Source organism: Pseudomonas sp. OE 28.3, assembly GCF_014268205.2.
Lineage (GTDB): Bacteria > Pseudomonadota > Gammaproteobacteria > Pseudomonadales > Pseudomonadaceae > Aquipseudomonas > Aquipseudomonas edaphica.
The window spans coordinates 473,847-493,643 of sequence record NZ_CP077082.1 but is presented as its reverse complement, the minus strand read 5'-3'; the positions used below and the strand labels follow the sequence as shown (position 1 = coordinate 493,643).

Annotated in this window: 18 protein-coding genes; 4 read left to right on the top strand and 14 right to left on the bottom strand. The window is 60.9% G+C overall.

Annotated features, from left to right (window positions below; translation table 11 throughout):
- Positions 1–105 precede the first annotated feature (105 nt).
- Genes HU759_RS02140 through HU759_RS02130 form a run of 3 tightly spaced genes read right to left on the bottom strand, consistent with a single transcriptional unit; the run spans position 106 to position 5,305 of the window.
- On the bottom strand, positions 106–3,159 hold the full coding sequence (locus HU759_RS02140; protein ID WP_176991681.1) for an efflux RND transporter permease subunit: 3,054 nt from the start codon (positions 3,157–3,159) through the stop codon (positions 106–108).
- A complete protein-coding gene (locus HU759_RS02135; protein WP_186617883.1) occupies positions 3,156–4,226 on the bottom strand; it encodes an efflux RND transporter periplasmic adaptor subunit in 1,071 nt (356 codons plus the stop codon). Before HU759_RS02135 ends, HU759_RS02140 begins: the two co-directional genes overlap by 4 nt.
- Positions 4,223–5,305, bottom strand: coding sequence for an efflux RND transporter periplasmic adaptor subunit (locus HU759_RS02130; RefSeq protein WP_186617882.1), 1,083 nt, complete (start codon positions 5,303–5,305; stop codon positions 4,223–4,225). The genes HU759_RS02135 and HU759_RS02130 overlap by 4 nt, the downstream gene beginning before the upstream one ends.
- Before the next feature lie 120 nt (positions 5,306–5,425).
- On the opposite strand from HU759_RS02130, the gene HU759_RS02125 reads away from it, so the two are divergent.
- Complete coding sequence (locus HU759_RS02125) at positions 5,426–6,586, top strand: AAA family ATPase (protein WP_186617880.1); 1,161 nt, start codon at positions 5,426–5,428, stop codon at positions 6,584–6,586.
- A gap of 116 nt (positions 6,587–6,702) precedes the next feature.
- Here HU759_RS02125 and HU759_RS02120 read toward each other — a convergent pair whose 3' ends face one another.
- The 11 genes from HU759_RS02120 to HU759_RS02070 form a co-directional block, all read right to left on the bottom strand.
- Positions 6,703–7,554 (bottom strand): transporter substrate-binding domain-containing protein, encoded by an 852-nt coding sequence (locus tag HU759_RS02120; protein ID WP_186617878.1) that lies wholly within the window; start codon positions 7,552–7,554, stop codon positions 6,703–6,705.
- Complete coding sequence (locus tag HU759_RS02115; RefSeq protein ID WP_017135747.1) at positions 7,551–8,327, bottom strand: amino acid ABC transporter ATP-binding protein; 777 nt, start codon at positions 8,325–8,327, stop codon at positions 7,551–7,553. Before HU759_RS02115 ends, HU759_RS02120 begins: the two co-directional genes overlap by 4 nt.
- Complete coding sequence (locus tag HU759_RS02110) at positions 8,324–8,983, bottom strand: amino acid ABC transporter permease (RefSeq protein ID WP_065930871.1); 660 nt, start codon at positions 8,981–8,983, stop codon at positions 8,324–8,326. The genes HU759_RS02115 and HU759_RS02110 overlap by 4 nt, the downstream gene beginning before the upstream one ends.
- Positions 8,964–9,629 (bottom strand): amino acid ABC transporter permease, encoded by a 666-nt coding sequence (locus tag HU759_RS02105; RefSeq protein ID WP_003187615.1) that lies wholly within the window; start codon positions 9,627–9,629, stop codon positions 8,964–8,966. The genes HU759_RS02110 and HU759_RS02105 overlap by 20 nt, the downstream gene beginning before the upstream one ends.
- A 518-nt stretch (positions 9,630–10,147) precedes the next feature.
- Entirely contained in the window at positions 10,148–10,930 is a 783-nt protein-coding gene (locus HU759_RS02100; protein WP_017135750.1) for a MetQ/NlpA family ABC transporter substrate-binding protein, read from the bottom strand.
- 125 nt (positions 10,931–11,055) lie between these two features.
- Positions 11,056–11,994 (bottom strand): sigma 54-interacting transcriptional regulator, encoded by a 939-nt coding sequence (locus HU759_RS02095; protein ID WP_017135751.1) that lies wholly within the window; start codon positions 11,992–11,994, stop codon positions 11,056–11,058.
- A gap of 49 nt (positions 11,995–12,043) precedes the next feature.
- Entirely contained in the window at positions 12,044–12,625 is a 582-nt protein-coding gene (locus HU759_RS02090; protein WP_058422586.1) for an alpha/beta hydrolase, read from the bottom strand.
- A 305-nt stretch (positions 12,626–12,930) separates the two neighbouring features.
- A complete protein-coding gene (locus HU759_RS02085; protein WP_017136714.1) occupies positions 12,931–13,332 on the bottom strand; it encodes a biopolymer transporter ExbD in 402 nt (133 codons plus the stop codon).
- 1 nt (position 13,333) lies between these two features.
- The gene (locus HU759_RS02080) at positions 13,334–14,056 is read right to left on the bottom strand and encodes a MotA/TolQ/ExbB proton channel family protein (protein ID WP_085985974.1); all 723 of its coding nucleotides are present in this window, start codon (positions 14,054–14,056) and stop codon (positions 13,334–13,336) included.
- Between the two features lie 51 nt (positions 14,057–14,107).
- Positions 14,108–14,920 (bottom strand): energy transducer TonB, encoded by an 813-nt coding sequence (locus tag HU759_RS02075; RefSeq protein ID WP_186617876.1) that lies wholly within the window; start codon positions 14,918–14,920, stop codon positions 14,108–14,110.
- A gap of 397 nt (positions 14,921–15,317) precedes the next feature.
- Positions 15,318–16,169, bottom strand: a complete 852-nt coding sequence (locus HU759_RS02070) for a LysR family transcriptional regulator (protein ID WP_186617874.1) — start codon at positions 16,167–16,169, stop codon at positions 15,318–15,320.
- A gap of 109 nt (positions 16,170–16,278) precedes the next feature.
- Here HU759_RS02070 and HU759_RS02065 point away from each other — a divergent pair, with 109 nt between their 5' ends.
- The 3 genes from HU759_RS02065 (at position 16,279) to HU759_RS02055 (ending at position 19,786) form a co-directional block, all read left to right on the top strand.
- Positions 16,279–17,478, top strand: coding sequence for a CynX/NimT family MFS transporter (locus HU759_RS02065; protein WP_170039460.1), 1,200 nt, complete (start codon positions 16,279–16,281; stop codon positions 17,476–17,478).
- A 74-nt stretch (positions 17,479–17,552) separates the two neighbouring features.
- Positions 17,553–18,485, top strand: a complete 933-nt coding sequence (locus HU759_RS02060; protein ID WP_186617873.1) for a LysR family transcriptional regulator — start codon at positions 17,553–17,555, stop codon at positions 18,483–18,485.
- A gap of 128 nt (positions 18,486–18,613) precedes the next feature.
- Entirely contained in the window at positions 18,614–19,786 is a 1,173-nt protein-coding gene (locus HU759_RS02055) for an L-dopachrome tautomerase-related protein (protein WP_186617872.1), read from the top strand.
- Positions 19,787–19,797: the final 11 nt, after the last annotated feature.

The following is a 19,797-nucleotide window of genomic DNA, read 5'->3' as shown; positions in this document are numbered from 1 at the left end:
TTCCAGACAAGATCAGGCCCGGAGGGTAATGCACATAAGCCTCAGCAAGTGTTCGAAAAGTGTTTCAAAGAACCTTCCCACATCCTTTCAGGAAGGCTCCGATGGTCAGGCCTGTTCTTTTTTCGGCTCGCGAATCTTGTACCAAGCCACATACAACGCCGGCAAAAACAGCAGCGTCAGCAAGGTCGCAATGATGATCCCGCCAATCATCGCGTAGGCCATCGGCCCCCAGAACACTTCCCGCGCAATCGGGATCATGCCCAGGCTGGCCGCCGCTGCGGTGAGCAGGATCGGTCGGCGCCGGTGCTCGGTGGCTTCCACCACCGCGTCCCACGCTGTGTAGCCGGCCACTTCATATTCGTGGATCTGCGTCACCAGAATCACCGAGTTGCGGATGATGATGCCGATCAGCGCCAGAATGCCGAGGATCGCCACAAAGCCCATGGGCGTGCCGGTGGGAATCAGCGCCAGCACCACGCCGATAAGGCCCAGCGGCGCGACACTGGCCACCAGGAACATCTTCTGCACGCTGTGCAGCTGGATCATCAGGAACGTCGCCATCAGGAACAGCATCAGCGGCACCACCTTGGCAATCGGGCCTTGGGCCTTGCCGCTTTCTTCAACGGTGCCGCCGGTGGCCACCTTGTAACCCACCGGCAGCCCCGCGCTGAATTTCTCGATGGTCGGCGCCAGCTGTTTCACCAGGTCCGTGGGCTGCATCTCATCGCGCACCGAGGCCTTGATGGTGATCGTCGGCTTGCGGTCGCGACGCCATACCAGCGGCTGCTCCAACTCATAACGAACGGTGGCGAAGGCCAGCAGCGGAATCGAGGTGCCGTTGGGTGTGACGATCTGCAGGTTCTGCAAGGTTTCCGGCGTACCGCGCTCGGCATCTTCGGCGCGGCCAACCACGTTGATCAGGTAGATATCGTCGTGTACCTGGGTCACCGAAGCGCCGCTGACCACGCTGTTCATCAACTGCGCCACGTCTTCCGACGACAGCCCGAGTTGGCGCGCCTTGTCCTGGGCGATGTCCACGCGCAGCACTTTGCCCGGCTCGTTCCAGTCGTAGATGATCTCGCCCAGGTGGCTGTTTTTATCCAGCAAGGTCGCCAGTTCGATGGCGTGTTTGCGCACCTGATCAATGTCTTTGCCCGACACCCGATACTGGATCGGCCGCCCCACCGGCGGGCCCATTTCCAGCGGCTGCACATAACTGCCGATGCCGACAAAATCATCGCGCAGGCGCTTTTGCAGGCGTGCAATTAACGCACCGCGCTCTTCCAGGCCTTTGCTCACGATGACCAGCTGCGCGTAGTAAGGGTTTTCCAGTTGCTGGTCCAGGGGCAGGTAGAAACGAATCGCACCCTGGCCGATATAGGTGCTCCAACGCGCAATGTCCGGGTCGTCCTTGATGATTGCTTCAAGGCGGTCGACGGCCTTGCGCGTCTCATTGATCGAGGCGTTTTGCGGCAGGTTGAGGTCGACCAGGATTTCCGGGCGGTCCGAGGACGGGAAGAACTGGTTCTGCACAAATTGCATCGAAAACACCGAGGCTACAAACAGGCCCACGGTGATGCCGATGGCCCACCAGCGGTTGCGCATGGCCCAGAGCATGCCGCCGTTGAAGGCGCGGCCGATGCGCCCAGGCTCAGCGTCATGCGGTTTTACCTTGGCGCTGAGGATATGCACGCCGATCACCGGCGCAAACAGCACCGCCACCACCCACGACACCAGCATGGCCACGGCAATCACCGCAAACAGGGTGAAGGTGTACTCACCCGCCGAACTGGCGTTGAGGCCAATCGGCACAAAGCCGGCGACGGTCACCAGCGTACCGGTGAGCATCGGGAAGGCTGTGGAGGTGTAGGCGTAGGTCGCCGCCTGCTCCTTGGTTTCGCCTTTTTCCAGGCGCGTGATCATCATCTCGACGGTGATCATCGCGTCGTCCACCAACAGGCCGAGGGCGATGATCAACGCGCCCAGCGACACCCGCTGCATGGTGATGCCGCTGTATTCCATGAACACGAACACCAGCGCCAGCACCAGTGGAATCGAGCACGCCACCACCAGGCCGGCACGCATGCCGAGGCTGATAAAGCTCACCACCAACACGATGATCACCGCTTCAAACAAGGCGCTGGTAAAGCCGCCGACGGCTTCTTCCACCACTTCGGCCTGGTCGGAAACCTTATGCACGCCGACGCCCACTGGCAGGTCGGCGGTCAGTTCGTCCATGCGCGTGTGCAGCGCCTTGCCGAAGGATTGGATATTGCCGCCCTTCTGCATGGCGATGGCCAAGCCAATCGCCTGTTTGCCGTTGAAACGGAACATCGGCCGCGCCGGGTCGACGTAGCCACGGCTGATATCGGCAATGTCCGCCAACCGGTAGAAACGGTCATTGAGCCGCAGGTTGACGTTGGCCAGGTCTTTCTCCGAGGCGAATTGCCCGGACGTGCGCACCGAAATCCGTTCCGGCCCGGCCTCGATCACCCCGGCAGGCGTCACGGCGTTCTGTGATTGCAGGCTTTGCACCACTTGGCGTTGATCAATGCCCAACGCGGCGAGTTTGCGCGTGGAGAAGTTCAGGTAAATCACTTCGTCCTGCTGGCCGATCATCTCGACCTTGCCCAGCCCCGGCACCGAACGAATTTCGGCACGCACCTGCTCTACATAGTCGCGCAGTTGGCGCATCGACAGGCCGTCGCCGGTAAAGGCGTAGACCGAGCCGAACACATCACCGAACTCATCGTTGAACGACGGCCCCTGCAAACCCTGGGGGAAGGTGCCGCGAATATCGTCGATCTTCTTGCGCACCTGGTACCAGATCTCCGGGATGGCCTTGGCGCTGGTGGTGTCCTTGAGGAAGACGAATACCGTGGATTCACCCGGCCGCGTGTAGCTCTTCACGTAGTCAAGGGAGTCAAGTTCTTCGAGTTTTTTCTCGATGCGGTCGGTGACCTGCTTGAGGGTTTCTTCCTGGGTCGCGCCCGGCCACCGGGTCTGGATCACCATGGTCTTGATGGTGAACGACGGGTCTTCCTCGCGGCCCAGGTTCATGTAGGAGAACACGCCCATCAGCAGCGCGACGAACATCAAGTACCAGACGAAGGACTGATGCTTAAGGGCCCAGTCGGATAAGTTGAAGCTCCCTTTCATCGCGGGCTGTCCTCGTCGATTTTGACTTTTTGCCCGGGTTTCAGGCTGTTCACGCCAGCGGTGACGATGCGTTCGCCGGGTTTGACGCCGCCGTTGAGCAAGGCGCTGTTGGCATCACGGCTGATCACCGTGACGTCACGCGGCTGCACGGTCTGGCTCTGGGTGTCGAGCAACCAGATACGGGTTTTGCCGTCGGCTTCCTGCAAGGCGGTCAGCGGTACTTCGATACGCGGTGCAATGGCCGTGCTCAGGGTCACGCTGATGGCGGTGCCGAGGCGGAACGCAGGTGGCGTCTCGGCCAGGGTCAGGCGCGCGCGGCGGGTGCGCGTGGCGCTTTGGGCCAGGGGTTCGATCTCGCGCACGATGGCGGTGGTGTTGACGCTGGGGTCGAGCTGCCCGGCGACCAGGAATACCACGTCCGGCGGCAGGCGCTCGGCAAGCCCGGCGGGCAGGTCGATTACCGCTTCCTTGATGTCCGGGCGCGCCAGGGTCACCACTTGCTGGCCGGCGCTGACCACTTGTCCGGCCTCGGCATTCCAGGCGGTGACGATCCCGGCGTGGTCGGTGCGCAGTTCGGCGTAGTTGAGTTGGTCTTTAGCCTGGTTGACCGAGGCTTTGGCTTGATCAAGGGTCGCCTGGGTGGTTTTCAAGTCGGTCTGCGCCACATCCAGCTGGGCCTGGGCACCGACGCCGCGATTGAACAGTTCCTGCTGGCGCCGGGCGTTGGCCTGGGCATTGATGAACTGCGCCTGCACGCGGGCCAGGTCGCCTTGGGCGGCGCGCAACTGGTTTTGCTGGTCGGTGGGGTCGAGCACCGCGAGCAAGGCGCCCTTCTCCACTTCGGCGCCGACATCCACGGCGCGGCGGGCGATACGGCCAGGCACGCGGAAACCCAGGTTGCTTTCGTAGCGGGCCTGGATGGTGCCGGCGAAGCGGCCGAGGTTTTCCTGATCTTCGGACTTCACTTGCATGGACAGCACCGGGCGCACGGGCTCGGGCGGCGTTTCCTCTTTGGAACAAGCGACCAGCAACAGGCTGGCGGCAAGCAATGCCGTCAGGCGCTTCATGGCTGGACTCCTTGCTGGGCGATCTCGACGATCATGCCCGGGTGCAGCAATTGCCCGCCGGCCACCACGACTTTTTCACCGCCTTTAAGGCCGTCGCCAATAATCACTTTGCCGGTCAGATAGCGCGCTACCGTGACTTTGTGCAGTTGCGCCTTGCCGTCGCCGTCAATCAGCCACACAGCGGGTTCGTTGAGGTCTTTGGTCAGCGCCGACCACGGCAACTCCACACTGGCCTTGGCCGGGCCATTGGCCGTGGCGCTGACCACTGAGCCCAGTTGCATGCCTTTAGGCAGCGATTGCAGGGCGATCTTCACTTGCACGGTGCCGGTATTGGCCGCCACGGCGGGCGTGACTTCGCGCACTTTACCCACGGCCTTGATGCTCGGGTTATCCAGCAGGCTCACGGTGATCGGCGCATCGGGCGGTGGCTCCACCAGCAAGGATTCATAGACATTGAACACCGCATCGCGCTCGCCATCGGTGGCCAGGCTGAAAATCGGCACGGTGGCCTGCACCACCTGGCCGACTTCGGCCTGGCGTGCAGTGATCACGCCAGGTGCATCGGCGACCAGCGCGGTATAGCCGAGTTGTTCGCGGGCATTGGCCAATTGGGCTTGGGCGGCAGCCAGAGCGCTCTGGCTGCTACGCAGCGCGGCTTGGGCAGCGTCGTATTCGCTGCGGCTGGTGTAGCCCTTGGGCAGGAGCTTTTCCTGGCGTACGAAGGCGGCGGCGGTTTGCTTGACCCGCGCCTGCTCGGCCACGACCTGGGCCTGGGCGGAATCGACGTTGGTCTGCAAGTCTTTGGGGTCAAGTTTGGCCAGCACTTGCTTGGCGGTCACGCGGTCGCCCACGTCGACCATGCGCTGGATGATCTTGCCGCCCACACGAAAGGACAAATCGGTTTGCACGCGGGCCTGGATATCGCCGGTCAGGGTCACTGCGGCGGCAAAATCCGCGGGTTGCACGGCCTGCACAAACACCCGCGAATGTTCCTTGGGTTCGGACTTTTCCTGGCCGCAACCGCTCAGCAGCGTCAGCAGGCAAAATCCGAAAATACAGGTGTAAATACGACCGCCCATGCAGGCTCCTTTTGCGTGACGCGATGTGACAGTGAGTATGCGACTGTGAGCTTAGATCAGGGTTCCTTATCTGCATTGAGCATCCCATACTCCAAGGGTTCCCACGCCGGCTAAATACACATGCTCAAAACCCTCGCGGTGGCCAACTACCGCTCGATCAATAAACTGGTGGTGCCGCTGGCCCGGCTGAACCTGGTCACCGGCCCCAATGGCAGCGGCAAGTCCAACCTGTACCGTGCCCTGCGCTTGCTGGCGGAGACGGCCCAGGGCGGAGTGATCAATGCACTGGCGCGTGAGGGTGGGCTGGATTCGACCTTCTGGGCCGGGCCTGAGAACGTCAGCCGACGCATGCGCAATGGCGAGGTGGCGGTTGAGCCGACCGTGCGCCAGGGCGTCAAACGCCTGCGCCTGGGGTTTGCCGCTGAGGACTTCAGCTACGCAATCTCCCTTGGGTTGCCGGAAAAGACCCTGTCCGCGTTCCAACTGGACCCGGAGGTAAAGAAAGAATGCATCTGGGCCGGTCACATCTACCGCCCGGCCAGCCTGCTGGTGCAGCGGTCCGGGCCGATGGTGCGCGCCCGCGATGGCCGTGCCTGGGACGTATTGGCCCAGCACACACCCAACTACCACAGCCTGTTTGATCAGGTCGGCAGCCTGCGCGGCTCGCCGGAAGTGTTGCTGCTACGCGAAAGCATTCGTGGCTGGCGCTTTTATGATCATTTTCGCAGTGATGTGGATGCCCCCGTGCGCCAGCCGCAACTGGGCACGCGCACACCGGTACTGCATCACGATGGGCGCGACTTGGCTGCGGCATTGCAGACCATCCGCGAAATCGGCGACCCCGAGGCGTTGCAGCGCGCAGTCAGTGATGCCTTCCCCGGCGCACGGCTGAATATCGAGCCGTTGCAAGGTGGGCGTTTTGCAATTGAGTTTTATCAGGAAGGTTTGCTGCGGCCATTGTCGGCAGCGGAATTGTCAGACGGCACCTTGCGCTACCTGCTGCTGATCGCGGCGCTGCTGACGCCACGGCCACCGACCATGATGGTGCTGAACGAGCCGGAAACCAGCCTGCACCCGGATTTACTGCCGGCGCTGGCGCGCTTGATTATCCAGGCCTCGACGCAGTGCCAGGTGTGGGTGGTGTCGCATGCCAGCCGCTTGATTGCGGCGTTGCAGCAGGATGAAGACTGCAATTCGATCGTGCTGGAGAAGGTGCTGGGGCAGACTCAGATTGTCGGCCAGGGAATTCTGGATGCACCGGCCTGGCATTGGCCGGAATAAGAGATGACTGGGCCGGCCTCATCGCGGGCAAGCCCGCTCCCACATTTTGATTTGCGAACACATTCAAAGGTGGGAGCTGGCTTGCCTGCGATAGCGGTAGAGCAGTCAGCACATAATCAGCCCTGCCACTTACCGCCTTCAACAATCACACTCTCAGGCTTGGTGTCATCGCTCAGTTCTTTACGCACATACTGGTCATACAGCTTGAGCAAGAACTTCTCCTCACCCAACTTCGCCAGCTCCGCGTTCACCCAGTCGCGCAGTTCGATATTGCCCTTCTTCACCGCCGGTGCAATCGGCGCTTCATCACCGAGTTTCTCTTCCAGCACGCGGTAGCCAGGGTTCTGCTTGGCCCAGCTGAACAGCACCAGGTTGTCTTGCGCGTAGGCATCGCCACGCCCGGCGGACAGGGCTTGCAGTGACTCGGAGTTTTTCTCGAAATTGAGCAGTTTCCAGTCCGGGTGGTTCTTGGTCAGCCAGATATCGGCGGTGGTGCCGGTGGTGACGATGATGGTGCGGGTCGCCAGGTCATCCAGGCTTTTCACCGCGCTGTCATTCGGCACCAGCGCCTGCACAGCGACCTTCAAGTTGGGGTTGGTAAAGTCCACCGCTTCCTTGCGCTCCGGCGTCACGGTCATGTTGGCGAGGATCAGGTCGACCTTGTCGCTTTGCAGGAACGGAATACGGCTGGCCGGCTCGACGGCTACGAACTCAACCTTGTTTTCATCGCCCAACAGGTCCTTGGCGAATTGGCGGCCAATGTCGGTATCAAACCCCACATAGCGGCCCGCTTCGTTGACGAAACCAAACGGTGGTTTGTCGGTAAACACGCCGACGATCAGCTTGTCGCGTGCTTTGATCTTGTCGATGTAGCTGGCAGCAGCGACGGGTTTGGCAGGCTCTTCGGCCTTTTTATCGCAGCCGGCCAGCAAGGCAACGGCAAACAGTGGCAGCAGTAGTTTTTTCATATCAGCTCCAATTCCTTGGTCTTTTTGGGCAGTGTTGAAACAAAGGAGAACTTCTCCAGGAACTGCTGCGCGCGTGCGGTTTGCGGGTTCGTAAAGAATGCCTCGGGGGTGTTGTGCTCGAGGATGCGACCGGCCTCCATGAACACCACGCGGTCAGCGACGGCTCGGGCGAAGGCCATTTCATGGGTGACAATCAACAGGGTCATGCCATCGCGGGCCAGGCCTTGAATCACTTCCAGCACTTCCTTGACCATCTCCGGGTCGAGGGCGGCGGTGACTTCATCAAACAGCATGACCTGCGGGTTCATGCACAGCGAACGGACGATGGCGATGCGTTGCTGCTGGCCGCCGGAGAGCTGTCGCGGGAAGGCGTCGCGCTTGTCGGCAAGTCCCACACGCTCCAGCAGGTTCTCTGCTTGCTCACGGGCTTCACGCGGGTCGCGCTTTTGCACCTTCAGCGGGCCGAGCAGGATATTGTCGAGCACGCTCATGTGCGGGAACAGGTGGTAGCTCTGGAACACCATGCCCACGTCCTGACGCACCTGGCGCCAGTCGGTGTGTTTGTCCAGTAACTCCTTGCCGGCAAAACGCAGGCTGCCGCTGTGGGCGACTTCCAAGCCGTTAAGGCAGCGCAGCAATGTGCTTTTGCCGCAGCCGCTGGGGCCGAGGATCACCACCACTTCGCCACTCTGCACGCTCAGGTCGATGCCCTTGAGCACCTGCGCCTCGCCGAAAAATTTGTTGAAACCCTGGAACTCGATCAATGCGCTCATGCCTGGCCCCAGCGCCGTTCCAGCACCTTGGAGGCGGCCGACAACGGGTAGCAGATAAAGAAGAAAAACAGGAACAGCACGCCGTAGATCAATACCGACTCGTAGGTGCGCTCGATGATTTGCTGGCCGACCTTGATCACATCCACCACGCCGATCAGCACCGCCAGCGAGCTGGTCTTGATGATGCGCGTATAGACGTTGATGGTCGGCGGCGTCATGCGTTTGAGGGCTTGGGGCAGCAGTACGTAGCCGTACAGTTGCGGGTCGGATAAACCAATCGACAACCCCGCCTCACGCTGGCCACGTGGCAGCGAATGCAGCGCGCCACGCACCACTTCGCCGACCTCGCTGGCGCCCCAGAGCGACAGCACCAGCACCGCGCACCAGAAGCTTGGAATGCTCAGGCCAAAGAAAATCGGCAGCCCGAAAAACAGCAGGTACAACCACACCAGCACCGGGATCGCCCGGAACAGCTCGAGGTAAACCCGCAGCACCGCGTTAATCACCTTGTTATTCAAGGTGCGCAATACGCCATACAACACGCCGCCGACAGTGCTGAAGGCGATGCTCAAAAATGAAATCGACAGGGTTTGCGCCGCGCCCTTGCCCAATTGCGGCAACGACACCCACAACAACTCAAGACCCGAACTGGCCATGCTGGAGCCTCCTTTCCAGACGGCTGAGCAGCAGCGACAGCGGCAAGAACAGCAGCACGCAAATCAGCGTCAGCACGGCGAGCATTTCGTAGGTCTTGTAGTAGAGCGCGATGTAGCTCTTGGTGGTGTAGAGAATCTCCGGCACCGCCACGGCGGACACTACGGTGGTCTCTTTGAGCAAAAAGATGAAATTGGCAAACAGCGCCGGCAGGCTGAGGATACCGGCCTGGGGCAGGATCACATGACGCAGCAATTGCCAGTCCGACAGGCCGATGGACTTGCCCGACTCGATCTGCGCCAGCGGCACCGCTTCCACGCCGGCGCGCAGCACTTCGGTGAGGTAGGCGCCGCCGAGGAAGGTCATGGTGATGATCGCCGCCCAGAACCCGGAGATATTGAAGCCCAGGGCCGGCAGTGCGAAGTACACGAAAAACAGTTGGATCAGCAGCGGTGTATTACGCGCCAGCTCCACATACAGCGCCACCAGGCGCGACAGGTAGGGCGTGCGAAACACCAGCAGTGCGGCGTTGATCAGCGCCACCAGCAGGGAGGTGGCAATGGCGATCAAACCCACTTGCAGCGTGACCCCCACGGCTTTGAGAAACGCCGGCAAGGTGCTGAGGATAAAAGCAAAATCGAAGGTCATCTTGAGTCCATGACGCCGCAGGGGTAATGCGGCGGGCGCTGTCCGTTCCGGCATGGGTAACGCCGGGTAGCGCGAACTTTAAAGGCATAAAAAGTAAAATTTAAATACCCAAATAGAATATTGATATCACCCAAAAAGATAACCCGCGGATTCGCGGGTTTGGCGGGCTGCGGCTATGGTTGATGGGTCTGTGTTTCGAGGGAATGAATAATGAACGAAGCGAAACCGATTGATCCGCAGGAACTGGTGAAGTGGCTGGTGGCGCTGCGTCGGGCGATCAATAGCCGCGATATCTGAAACGCTGATCGTTCCCACGCTCTGCGTGGGAATGCAGCACAGGACGCTCTGCGTCCGCTCGTGACGCGGAGCGTCACAGGAGGCATTCCCACGCGGAGCGTGGGAACGATCAATCGCAGGCAAGCCAGCTCCCACAGGGTTTGATTTTGTTTCAGGCATAAAAAAACGCCGACGCTGCAGTAGCCGTCGGCGTTCAAACCTTGAAGGGGGTTTGGTTTACATCAGAACGCAGGCACTACCGCGCCGTTGTACTTCTTCTCGATGAAGGCTTTGACTTGCGGGCTGGTCAGGGCCTTGGCCAGTTTCTGGATGGCGTCGCTGTCCTTGTTGTCCGGGCGCGCCACCAGGAAGTTCACGTACGGCGACTTGGCGTCTTCGATGATCAGCGCGTCTTTGGCTGGGTTCAGGCCGGCTTCCAGGGCGTAGTTGGTGTTGATCACATCCAGGTCAACCTGGTCCAGCACACGTGGCAGCAGCGCCGATTCCAGCTCTTTGAATTTCAGGTTTTTCGGGTTGCTGGCGATGTCTTTCGGCGTAGCCAGTGCATTGGTCGGGTCTTTCAGCGTAATCAGGCCGTTCTTTTGCAGCAGCAACAGGGCACGGCCAGCGTTGGAGCCTTCGTTAGGGATGGCCACGGTGGCGCCATCTTTGAGTTCAGAAATATTCTTGATCTTTTTCGAGTAACCGCCGATGGGCTCAACGTGCACACCAATCACGGTGACCAGGTTGGTGCCCTTGCCCTTGTTGAAGTTTTCCAGGTACGGCAGGGTCTGGAAGTAGTTGGCGTCCAGACGCTTCTCGGCAACCTGGGTATTGGGTTGCACATAGTCAGTGAAGACTTTGATTTCCAGGTCCACGCCTTCTTTAGCCAGGGTCGGCTTGACCAGCTCAAGGATCTCCGCGTGCGGGATCGGGGTAGCCGCTACCACCAGTTTCTCGTTGGCCTGGGCGAAGCTTGCAGTCAGGGCAGCCGCCAGTGCGGTAAACAACAGAACCTTTTTCATGCAGTGTCCTTATCGAAATTCCGGGGCGTCTCTGACGACCGTTTTTTATGGTGTGCCAGCGAAGTGCTATCGCGGCGTGGGATGGACAATACCTAGATTTTTTATTCCCGAACAATATCTTTTATTCACGTTGATATTCCATTTTGTTCATGTAGCGGCTGTTCATTTAGAAAGCTGAGCAAGCTTTGCTGTTCGGCGGCGCTGGCACTCGCGAAGATGCGCTGCAGTTGTTCCAACGGCGAACCGGCGGCGGGCAGGTTCAAATGCTCGGGTAAAATCTCATCGCCACTGCTTACCAAGAGCGCAAAGTGAATAACGTTTTCCAGCTCACGGGTATTACCCGGCCAGCTGTGATGCTCCAGCACACGCTGGGCGGCATCACTGATCAGCGGCACCGGCAGGTCGAGGCGCTGGCTGTAAATGCCGAGGAAATATTCAGCCAGGGACAAAATGTCGCCCACCCGCTCACGCAGAGCCGGCAGGTCCAACTGGCCTTCGCTCAGGTAATGGAACAGGCGTTCATGAAACTTTCCGGCGGCCACGGCCTGGGCCAGGTCGATACTGGTGGCGGCGACCAGCCGCACATCCACCGGGCTTGGCTGATGAGCGCCGACACGGGTGACTTCGTGGTTTTCCAGGGCGGCGAGCAATTTCACCTGGATCGGCAGCGGCAAATCGCCGATCTCGTCCAGGTACAAGGTGCCGCCATTGGCCGAGCCAAACCAGCCGGCGCGGCTGCTGGCTGCTCCGCTATGGCTGCCGGCGGCATAGCCGAACAATTCGGCATCCGCGTAGGTAGGGCTGATGGCGCCGCAATTGACCGACACAAACAAACCCGTGCGGTCGCTGCCCCGGTGAATATGCCGCGCCAGCAGCTCTTTACCACTGCCGGTCTCACCGCGAATCAATACCGGCAACGCACGCGGTGCGAGGCTTTCCAGCTCTTCACGCAGCTGGCGTGAACGCGGGTCGACAAACACCAACGCCTTGGCGCGGATGCTCAGCGGGCTTTTTTCAGCATCGGGAAAGGTCAGCAACGGCTGGCCAAAGGTGTCATGACTCATGGCAGGCTCCCGCCCCAAATCCGCTCAGGGACGGGGCGTTGAAAAAAATTTATGCACGGCGCCGGGCGTGATGCTCAAGGCGGTTTTGCAGGCGATAGAGGTAGGCGAAACCCTGTTCCCAGCGTTGGTGGCCGGACTTCACATTGATATGCCCGGCACCGGACAAAATGCCGGCCTCGGCGCCCCAGTTGCGGGCCAGCTCCAAGGCGCGGGTGGCGCTGACGGCGCTGTCATTGTCGGAGCTGACCACTTGGCTGGGAAACGGCAACAGGTGCGTGGGAATCGGTGCAAAGTTGCGCAGGGCGGGGGCACAGGCTGGGCGTTCGACATCCGCCGGCGCCACCAGCAAAGCGCCGCGCACTTGGCGTAGAAAATGCACCGGCGCCGTGGCCGCCCAATGGGCGACCGTGATGCAACCCAGGCTATGGGCAATGAGAATCACCGGCGTGCTGTCGGCGGCGATGGCCTCCGCCAGTGCCGCCACCCAGTCTTCGCGACGCGGGGTAAGCCAATCGGCCTGCTCCACACGCGCACTGTTGGGCAGGCTGTTCTGCCAATGACTTTGCCAATGATCTTCTGGCGATCCTTGCCAGCCCGGCACGATCAGATAACGAATCGACTCGCTGTGCATGGGTGTGCCCTCCTGCAGCGTTTAACGTTGCTGGTCAGTATAGGGACGAGGGTTATATTCGTTAAGGAATAAGAAGCTATTTATTAATAACCAAAATATCAATCACACGGATAATCAAAAATGTGGGAGCTGGCTTGCCTGCGATAGCGGTGGGTCAGTTACAGATGCATCGACTGACCCACCGCTATCGCAGGCCAGCTCCCACATGGACCGGGTTGCACAGTGGAAATCAGGTAAATACCAGGCAAAAAAAAGGCCGCACCCTGCCAAGGAGACGGCCAAAAAATTGTCGAGGCTTTTGAAACTTAACGTGCAGTAATCACCGACAGCTTGGTGATGCCTGCGCGCTCGATAGACGCCATGGCTCGCGCCACTTCGCCGTAATTCACACCATCATCGGCCTGCAGCTGCACCCGCACCTCCGGGTCCTTGGCCTTGGCCGCCTGCAGATTGAATTCCAGCAGGTCAGGCTGGATTTCATCCTTGTTGATAAACAATTTGCCGGCGCCGTCGATGCTTACCACCAGCGGGTCTTTCTGCTCCACCGGGGCTACGGCCTGGGTCTTGGGCAGGTTGATCGGGATCGAATTGGTCAATAACGGCGCGGTGACGATAAACACCACCAGCAGCACCAGCATCACGTCCACCAGCGGCGTGACGTTGATCTCGCTCAGCACCTCATCACTGTCTTGCGTGGAGAAGGCCATTTCAGGACGCCTCCTTCACTTTTTGCGCGGTGCCTGCCGCGCTTTTGGTCAGCGTAGGGTGCAGCAGCACGCGGAAGGAATTCTTCTGCGCCAGGCTGTAGAAGTCGTGGGCGAAGTCATCCAGGTCCGCTGCCGTGAGCTTGAGGCGACGCAGGAAGTAGTTGTAGACCAGTACCGCCGGCACTGCGACCGCGATACCCACACCGGTGGCGACCAATGCCGCACCAATTGGACCTGCGACGGTTTCCAGGCTGGCCGAGCCGGCAGCGCTGATGCCTTTGAGGGCTTCCATGATGCCCCACACGGTGCCGAACAGGCCGATAAACGGCGAGGTGCTGCCAATACTGGCGACCACGGCCAGGCCGGTTTCCAGAGAGCGGCGCTCACGCACGATCTGCTGGCGCAGGGCACGTTCAAGGCGGTCCTGGTGATTGATGGCCTGGCTCAAGTCTGCTGCGTGCGGGGCATCGCCGACCTGGATCGCGGCATAACCGGCCTGGGCTACACGGGCTGCGGCGCCGGGCTGGGTCTCGGTCAGCTCAGCGGCGGAATCGAGACTCGACGCCGCCCAGAACTGTTTGTGAAACTTGCGATCCTGCGCTTTGAGGCGCCCGAACTGCACGCCCTTCAACAACGCCAGGCCCCAGGTGGCGACCGAAAAGACCACCAGCAGCCAGATTACCGCGCTTTCGATGGATTCAAGTGGAGATGCTAATGCCATGATGTTTTCCCTCTGTGCAGGTGGCGGCGTGTCCAACACACCGCTGCCGAATCGTTAGTGAATCTTGAAATCGATCGGGACGCTGACCCAGCCGTCCTGGGCCACATCGCCCTGCTTGGCCGGCACGAAGCTCCAACGCTTCACGGCGGTCAATGCGGCGTCGTCGAGTTGCTGGCGACCGCTGCTTTTCTGGACCTGGACCTCACCCGGCTTACCGCTGGCCAACACATGCACGCGCAACAGCACGGTGCCTTCCCAACCACGGCGCTGGGCCAGTGACGGGTACTCCGGCGCCGGTTTCTTCAAGTACGCGGCGTTGGCCGAAGCAGGTGTCACCGGCGCAGGTGAAGGTGCCGGTGGCGCTGCTGGCGCTGGAGGCGCAGGCTTCGGTGGCACAGGCGGTTGCTCGACCGCTTTTGGCACAGGTTTGGGTTCAGGTTTTGGCACCGGCTTCGGCTTGGGTTTTGGAACAGGTTTGGGCGGCGCTGGTTTGGCGGCCAACTCATCGACTACCGGCGGTGGTGGCTCGACCACAGGCGGTGGCGGCGGTACAGGCACAGGCGGCTCCACCACCGGCGGCGCGGGTTGGGAAAATTCGATCGTCATCGGCGGGATTTCCGGCGGCACAATCGGCAACACCGGCGTGGGCTTCTGGCTCACCCAATAAATCACCGCACCGTGCAAGGCCAACACCAGCAACCCCAGCAGAATCCCTTCACGACGACTCGAAAAACGCTTCGGGGTTTTCTGCAAACGCAATTGCCCCAACGGCGCGCGGTGCGGCCGGCCAAGGTCGACCAACTCACCACCCGGTGCCTGGCGCCACTTCGCCTCGGGTGCACTGGCGGCGGTCTGGACATTGCCCATTGATTCACTCCCTACGGTTTTCACACCAAAAAACCGACAGGCCTGCCAAAGCGGCCGTCGAGGGCTGAATCATCGGGGCTAGACGCTTATCCCTTAAAGTAATCTTTAAAGTTATACATAGATCTAAATTGAATAAACGAAACATCCTGAAACGCCAAAGCCACGTTGGCCGTGGCCTGTGGCGAAGGGGTTGTTTTTGAATGCTTTAAAGGCATAAAAAATATTCAGTAAACGCATGGATTGTGGCGAGCGGGCTTGCCCCGCGTTGGGCTGCGTAGCAGACCCAAAACCTGCCAACACGCTATGCCTGGCGCGCCGCGTCTTGCCTTAGAGGGGCCGCTGCGCAGCCCAACGCGGGGCAAGCCCGCTCGCCACAAAAAAACGCTCGTCGAACGCTTCAAGATGGGTTATTGGCGCATAGAGCGAACAATTGCTGCTGCAAAGTCTGCCCGGCCGCGCCCAACCCACTGCGGCCATACAGCGCCAGGCGCACGCCCTGGACCATGGGTAAACCACTGTCGTCACCCAGTACCACATGCCCTGGCTGCACCACCCGTCGCGGCAACAGGCTGATACCCAACCCCGCCGCCACCGCCGAGCACACACTGGCCAGGCTGGCGCTGGAATAGCCGATGCGCCAACGCCAACCGCCAACTTCCAGGTGGTGGAGCATTTCATTGCGGTACAAACCGCCTACCGGAAACGCTACCAAGGGCAGCGGGTCGCGCCCAATCGACGGCATGCTGCGGCTGTCTACCCAACACAGCGGTTCCGGCCACGAGGCCACGCAGTCATCGCTGTCGCCCATCTGCTTGACCAGCAACACGTCGAACTCACCGGCGCGGTATTGCCGCTGCAGTTCCGGACTGAGACCGCTGGTGACTTCCAGCCGCACTCGCGGATAGGCCACCACAAAAGCCGACAGCAACGGCATCAGGCGCTCGGCGGCAAAGTCCTCCGGCACGCCGAGGCGCAACACGCCGTCGCTTTGCTGGTTGATCAACACATCGGCGGCCTCCTCATGCAGCGCGAGGATGCGCCGCGCGTAGGCCAGCAAACGCTCGCCCTCGGCGGTGGGCACCACGTGGCGTTGATCGCGGTCGAGCAACTGGCATGCCACGGCGTCTTCCAGGCGACGAATCTGCTGGCTCACGGTGGATTGGGTCAGGTGCAAGCGCTCGGCAGCGCGAGTGAAATTGCCGCAATCCACCACGGCGATAAAACTACGCAGCAACATGGGATCGAACATGTTTTTCACCATTGCGTTTGCCACTGGTTGGCATGGTTATATTTAATTTCAGAATACTCTGGCGGCTCGCCATACTTCACGCCTCTTTTGCGCAGACGATAGGCCGTGCATGACGCTCAACCATTCATTCGCAGGAAAATTGGCCGGCTGGGGCCTTTTGGTCGTACTGGGCCTGAACCTGCGCCCCATTCTCAGCTCCATCAGCCCCTTGCTCGGCGAGATTCGTCAGGCCACCGGGCTGAGCTTCCAAAGCAGCGCCCTGCTCACCAGCCTGCCAGTGGTGTGCATGGGCCTGGTGGCGCTGGTCGGTGTGCGCGTGGAAGCGCGCCTGGGCGAGCGGCGCGGCATCGCGCTCGGCTTAATGATGATTCTGCTGGCCTGCCTGGCACGTTGGTTGATGGGCCAGGCGTCGGCGCTGCTCGTTACGGCGTTGCTGGGCGGCGCCGGTGTGGCGCTGATCCAGGCATTGGTGCCGGCAATGATCAAGCGCGAATTTCATCACCGCGTGCCGGTGGCGATGGGTGTGTACTCAGCCTCGTTGATGGCTGGCGGCGGGCTGGCAGCGTTGCTCAGCCCGCTGGTGGCCACGCATTTTCAGCAATGGCAGGCGGGGTTGGGTGTGTGGCTGTTGCCGGCGCTGGGGGCGTTGCTGCTGTGGGCCTGGCTGCCGTTGGGCGCGGCGAGAAACCTGCAAATCGCGCCGGCATTCAAGGGGCTGCGCAATCGTCGGGCCTGGCTGCTGGCGCTGTATTTCGGGCTGGTGAATTGCGGCTACATGAGCATGGTGGCGTGGCTGCCGGCCTACTATCAGCAACTGGGCTGGGGCGTGTTGCCGAGCGGTTCGTTGCTGGCGTTCATGACCATCTTCCAGGTGATCGCTGCACTGTTGATGCCGGTGCTGGCTCAGCGCGGTATCGACCGTCGCCCGCTGCTCGGCATCAGCCTGTTGGCACAGACAGTCGGCTACCTCGGCCTGATCCTCGCACCGCTGGAGTACCCGCACCTGTGGGTCGCCTTGTGCGGGTTTGGCCTGGGCGCGTGTTTCGCCCTCAGCCTGCTGCTGACCCTCGACCACCACCGCGACCCGCGCCAAGCCGGGCAACTGGCGGCTTTCGTACAAGGCGTAGGTTTTTTGATCAACGCCATTTCGCCGTGGCTGACCGGCTGGCTGCGGGAACTGACCGGTAGTTTCGTCAGCGCCTGGATGGTGCTGACGGTGACGGTGGTGGCGATGCTGATCGTGACCCGCGTGTTCAGCCCGGCCACCTACCGCGCCGGCTCTATGAATATGCAATTTGAGTCTAGATAAAAAAATAAAGCTTCTTTGGAGGAATAAGCGAGGCGATTAAAATCCCGGCTTCCTTCAGGACGCCGGAAAACTCCATGGACCTTCGCCAACTGCGCTACTTCATCGCTCTGAACGAGTACCGCAGTTTTGTGCGCGCCGCCGACGCCATGGGCATTACCCAGCCGGCGTTCAGCCGCAGTATCCAGAGCCTGGAACAGGAGTTCGGCTGTGTGCTGGTGGACCGCGCCCACAAAGACCTGCGCCCCACCCCCGAGGGCCAGGTGGTGTTGCAACATGCCTTGTCGCTGGTTCAGGGGGCGGCGCGGCTGAGCCACGAAGTCACCCGCATGACCAAGCTCGACGCCGGCGAATTGCGCTTCGGCTGCGATGCCGTGGCGGCAGTGAACCTGGTGCCCGAGGCGATCGCGCGGTTTGTCGGCGCCCATCCCCGAGTACGCAGCGGTTTGCAGGTGGATAACTGGGAAAAACTCGGGCGTAGCTTGAGCCGCGAGGAGATCGAATTCTTCATCGCCGATGTGCGCCACTTCGAGGCCGATCCGAACTTTCAGACCCAGGCCCTGACACCCAGGCGCAATGTGTTTTTCTGCCGCGCCGGGCACCCGTTACTGGCCAAGGACAGCCTCTCAACCAACGATTTGTTTGACTACCCACTGGCCACACCGCTGATCGCTCCCGGAGTACGCAAGCTGCTGGCCAACCTGAGCGGGCGTATCGACTTTTCTCCCGCAATCGAGCTGGAGCAGTTTGCGGCGCTGGCAGCCATCGTGCACCAGTCCAATGCGATCGGCCTGGGCGCCGAGGATGCGTTTGCCGAAGACGTTGCCCGTGGCGCACTGACGGTACTGCACTGGCGCAATGTGCCTCACAGCCTCGACAGTTTGAACAACCGCTGCGGGATCATCAGCCGTACCGGGTTTCGCTTGTCGCCGGCGGCGAAGGCGATGATCGAAACCCTGGTCACCGTGGACAGCCCCTCTGCTGAAGCAAGCTTGCTCGCCCGCAGCTAAAAAACCGGGCGTGCGCGGCAACCCATTCTCTTGATTTCAATGAAACTGTTATCGGCAATCAGCGGGTTTTTTCGTCTGCAGGGAACCGACACCATTGGCTCCAGAACAGAAAAACCTGGAGCCCCGCCATGTACTTGAAATACCCACTCAGCTGGACTGCCCTCGCCTTGGCAGTGGCCCTCACCGGCACTGCCGCCCAGGCTTCCATGCCGGCGAACCTGCCCGCCGATCAGAGCGTTGGCGCCATCGAGCAGGTGCACGCCTTCCACGATGCCATGCCCACCGGCGTGAGCGTTACCGAGACCGGACGCATCTTTGTCAACTTTCCTCGCTGGGGCGACGAGGTGCCGTTTACCGTCGCAGAACTGCGCGATGGCAACGTCGTACCCTACCCTGACCAGGCGATAAATCAGGCCAACCCCAAAGACCCGGCCAAAGGATTTATCAGCGTACAAAGCGTGGTGGCCGACGGGCGCGGGCACCTCTGGATACTGGACACCGCAGCGCCTGGCTTCTCGTCTCCACAGCCGGGGGGTGCCAAGCTCGTCGCGGTTGATCTCGCCACCAACAAAGTGGTCAAGACCCTCGTATTCCCGAAAAACGTCATGCTGCCCGGCACCTACGTCAACGACATGCGCTTTGATTTTCGCGTAGGTGACCAAGGCGTGATCTATATCACCGACTCCTCCCTTACCGGCCCGGGCGCGATCATCGTCATGGACATCGCCAGTGGCACGGCCATACGCCGGCTCAGTGGTGCACCCTCGACCTCGGTCGACCCGAACTTCGTGCCCATGGTCGAAGGCCAGGTCCTGAAAGTGCGGGATGCCAAAGGCGGCACCCAACCGTTTGCCGTGGCTTCGGACGGCATCGCCCTGTCGGCGGATGGTCAGACCTTGTACTTCTGCCCGCTGTCGAGCCGGCACCTGTATTCCATCCCCACGGCGCTGCTGCGAGACACGACAGTCAGCGAAGCGCGCCTAGAGATGGCGGTCAAAGACCTCGGGGAAAAAGGCGCCTCGGACGGGCTTGAAGCCGACGCCTCGGGGGCCGTCTATGCCGGTGACTACGAAAACAACAGCGTGCGCAAACGGCTGGCGAACGGGCAATGGCAGACCATCGTCCATGATCCTCGCGTGCTCTGGCCCGACACACTGTCAATCGGTCCTGACGGCTACCTGTACTTCATCGCCAATCAGTTGCACCGCCAAGGCATCTTTCACGCAGGCAAAGACTTGCGCCAGAAACCCTACAGCCTGCTGCGAGTGAAGATCGATGCCGCACCGGCGCCCACCCACTAGCGGCGCACAAG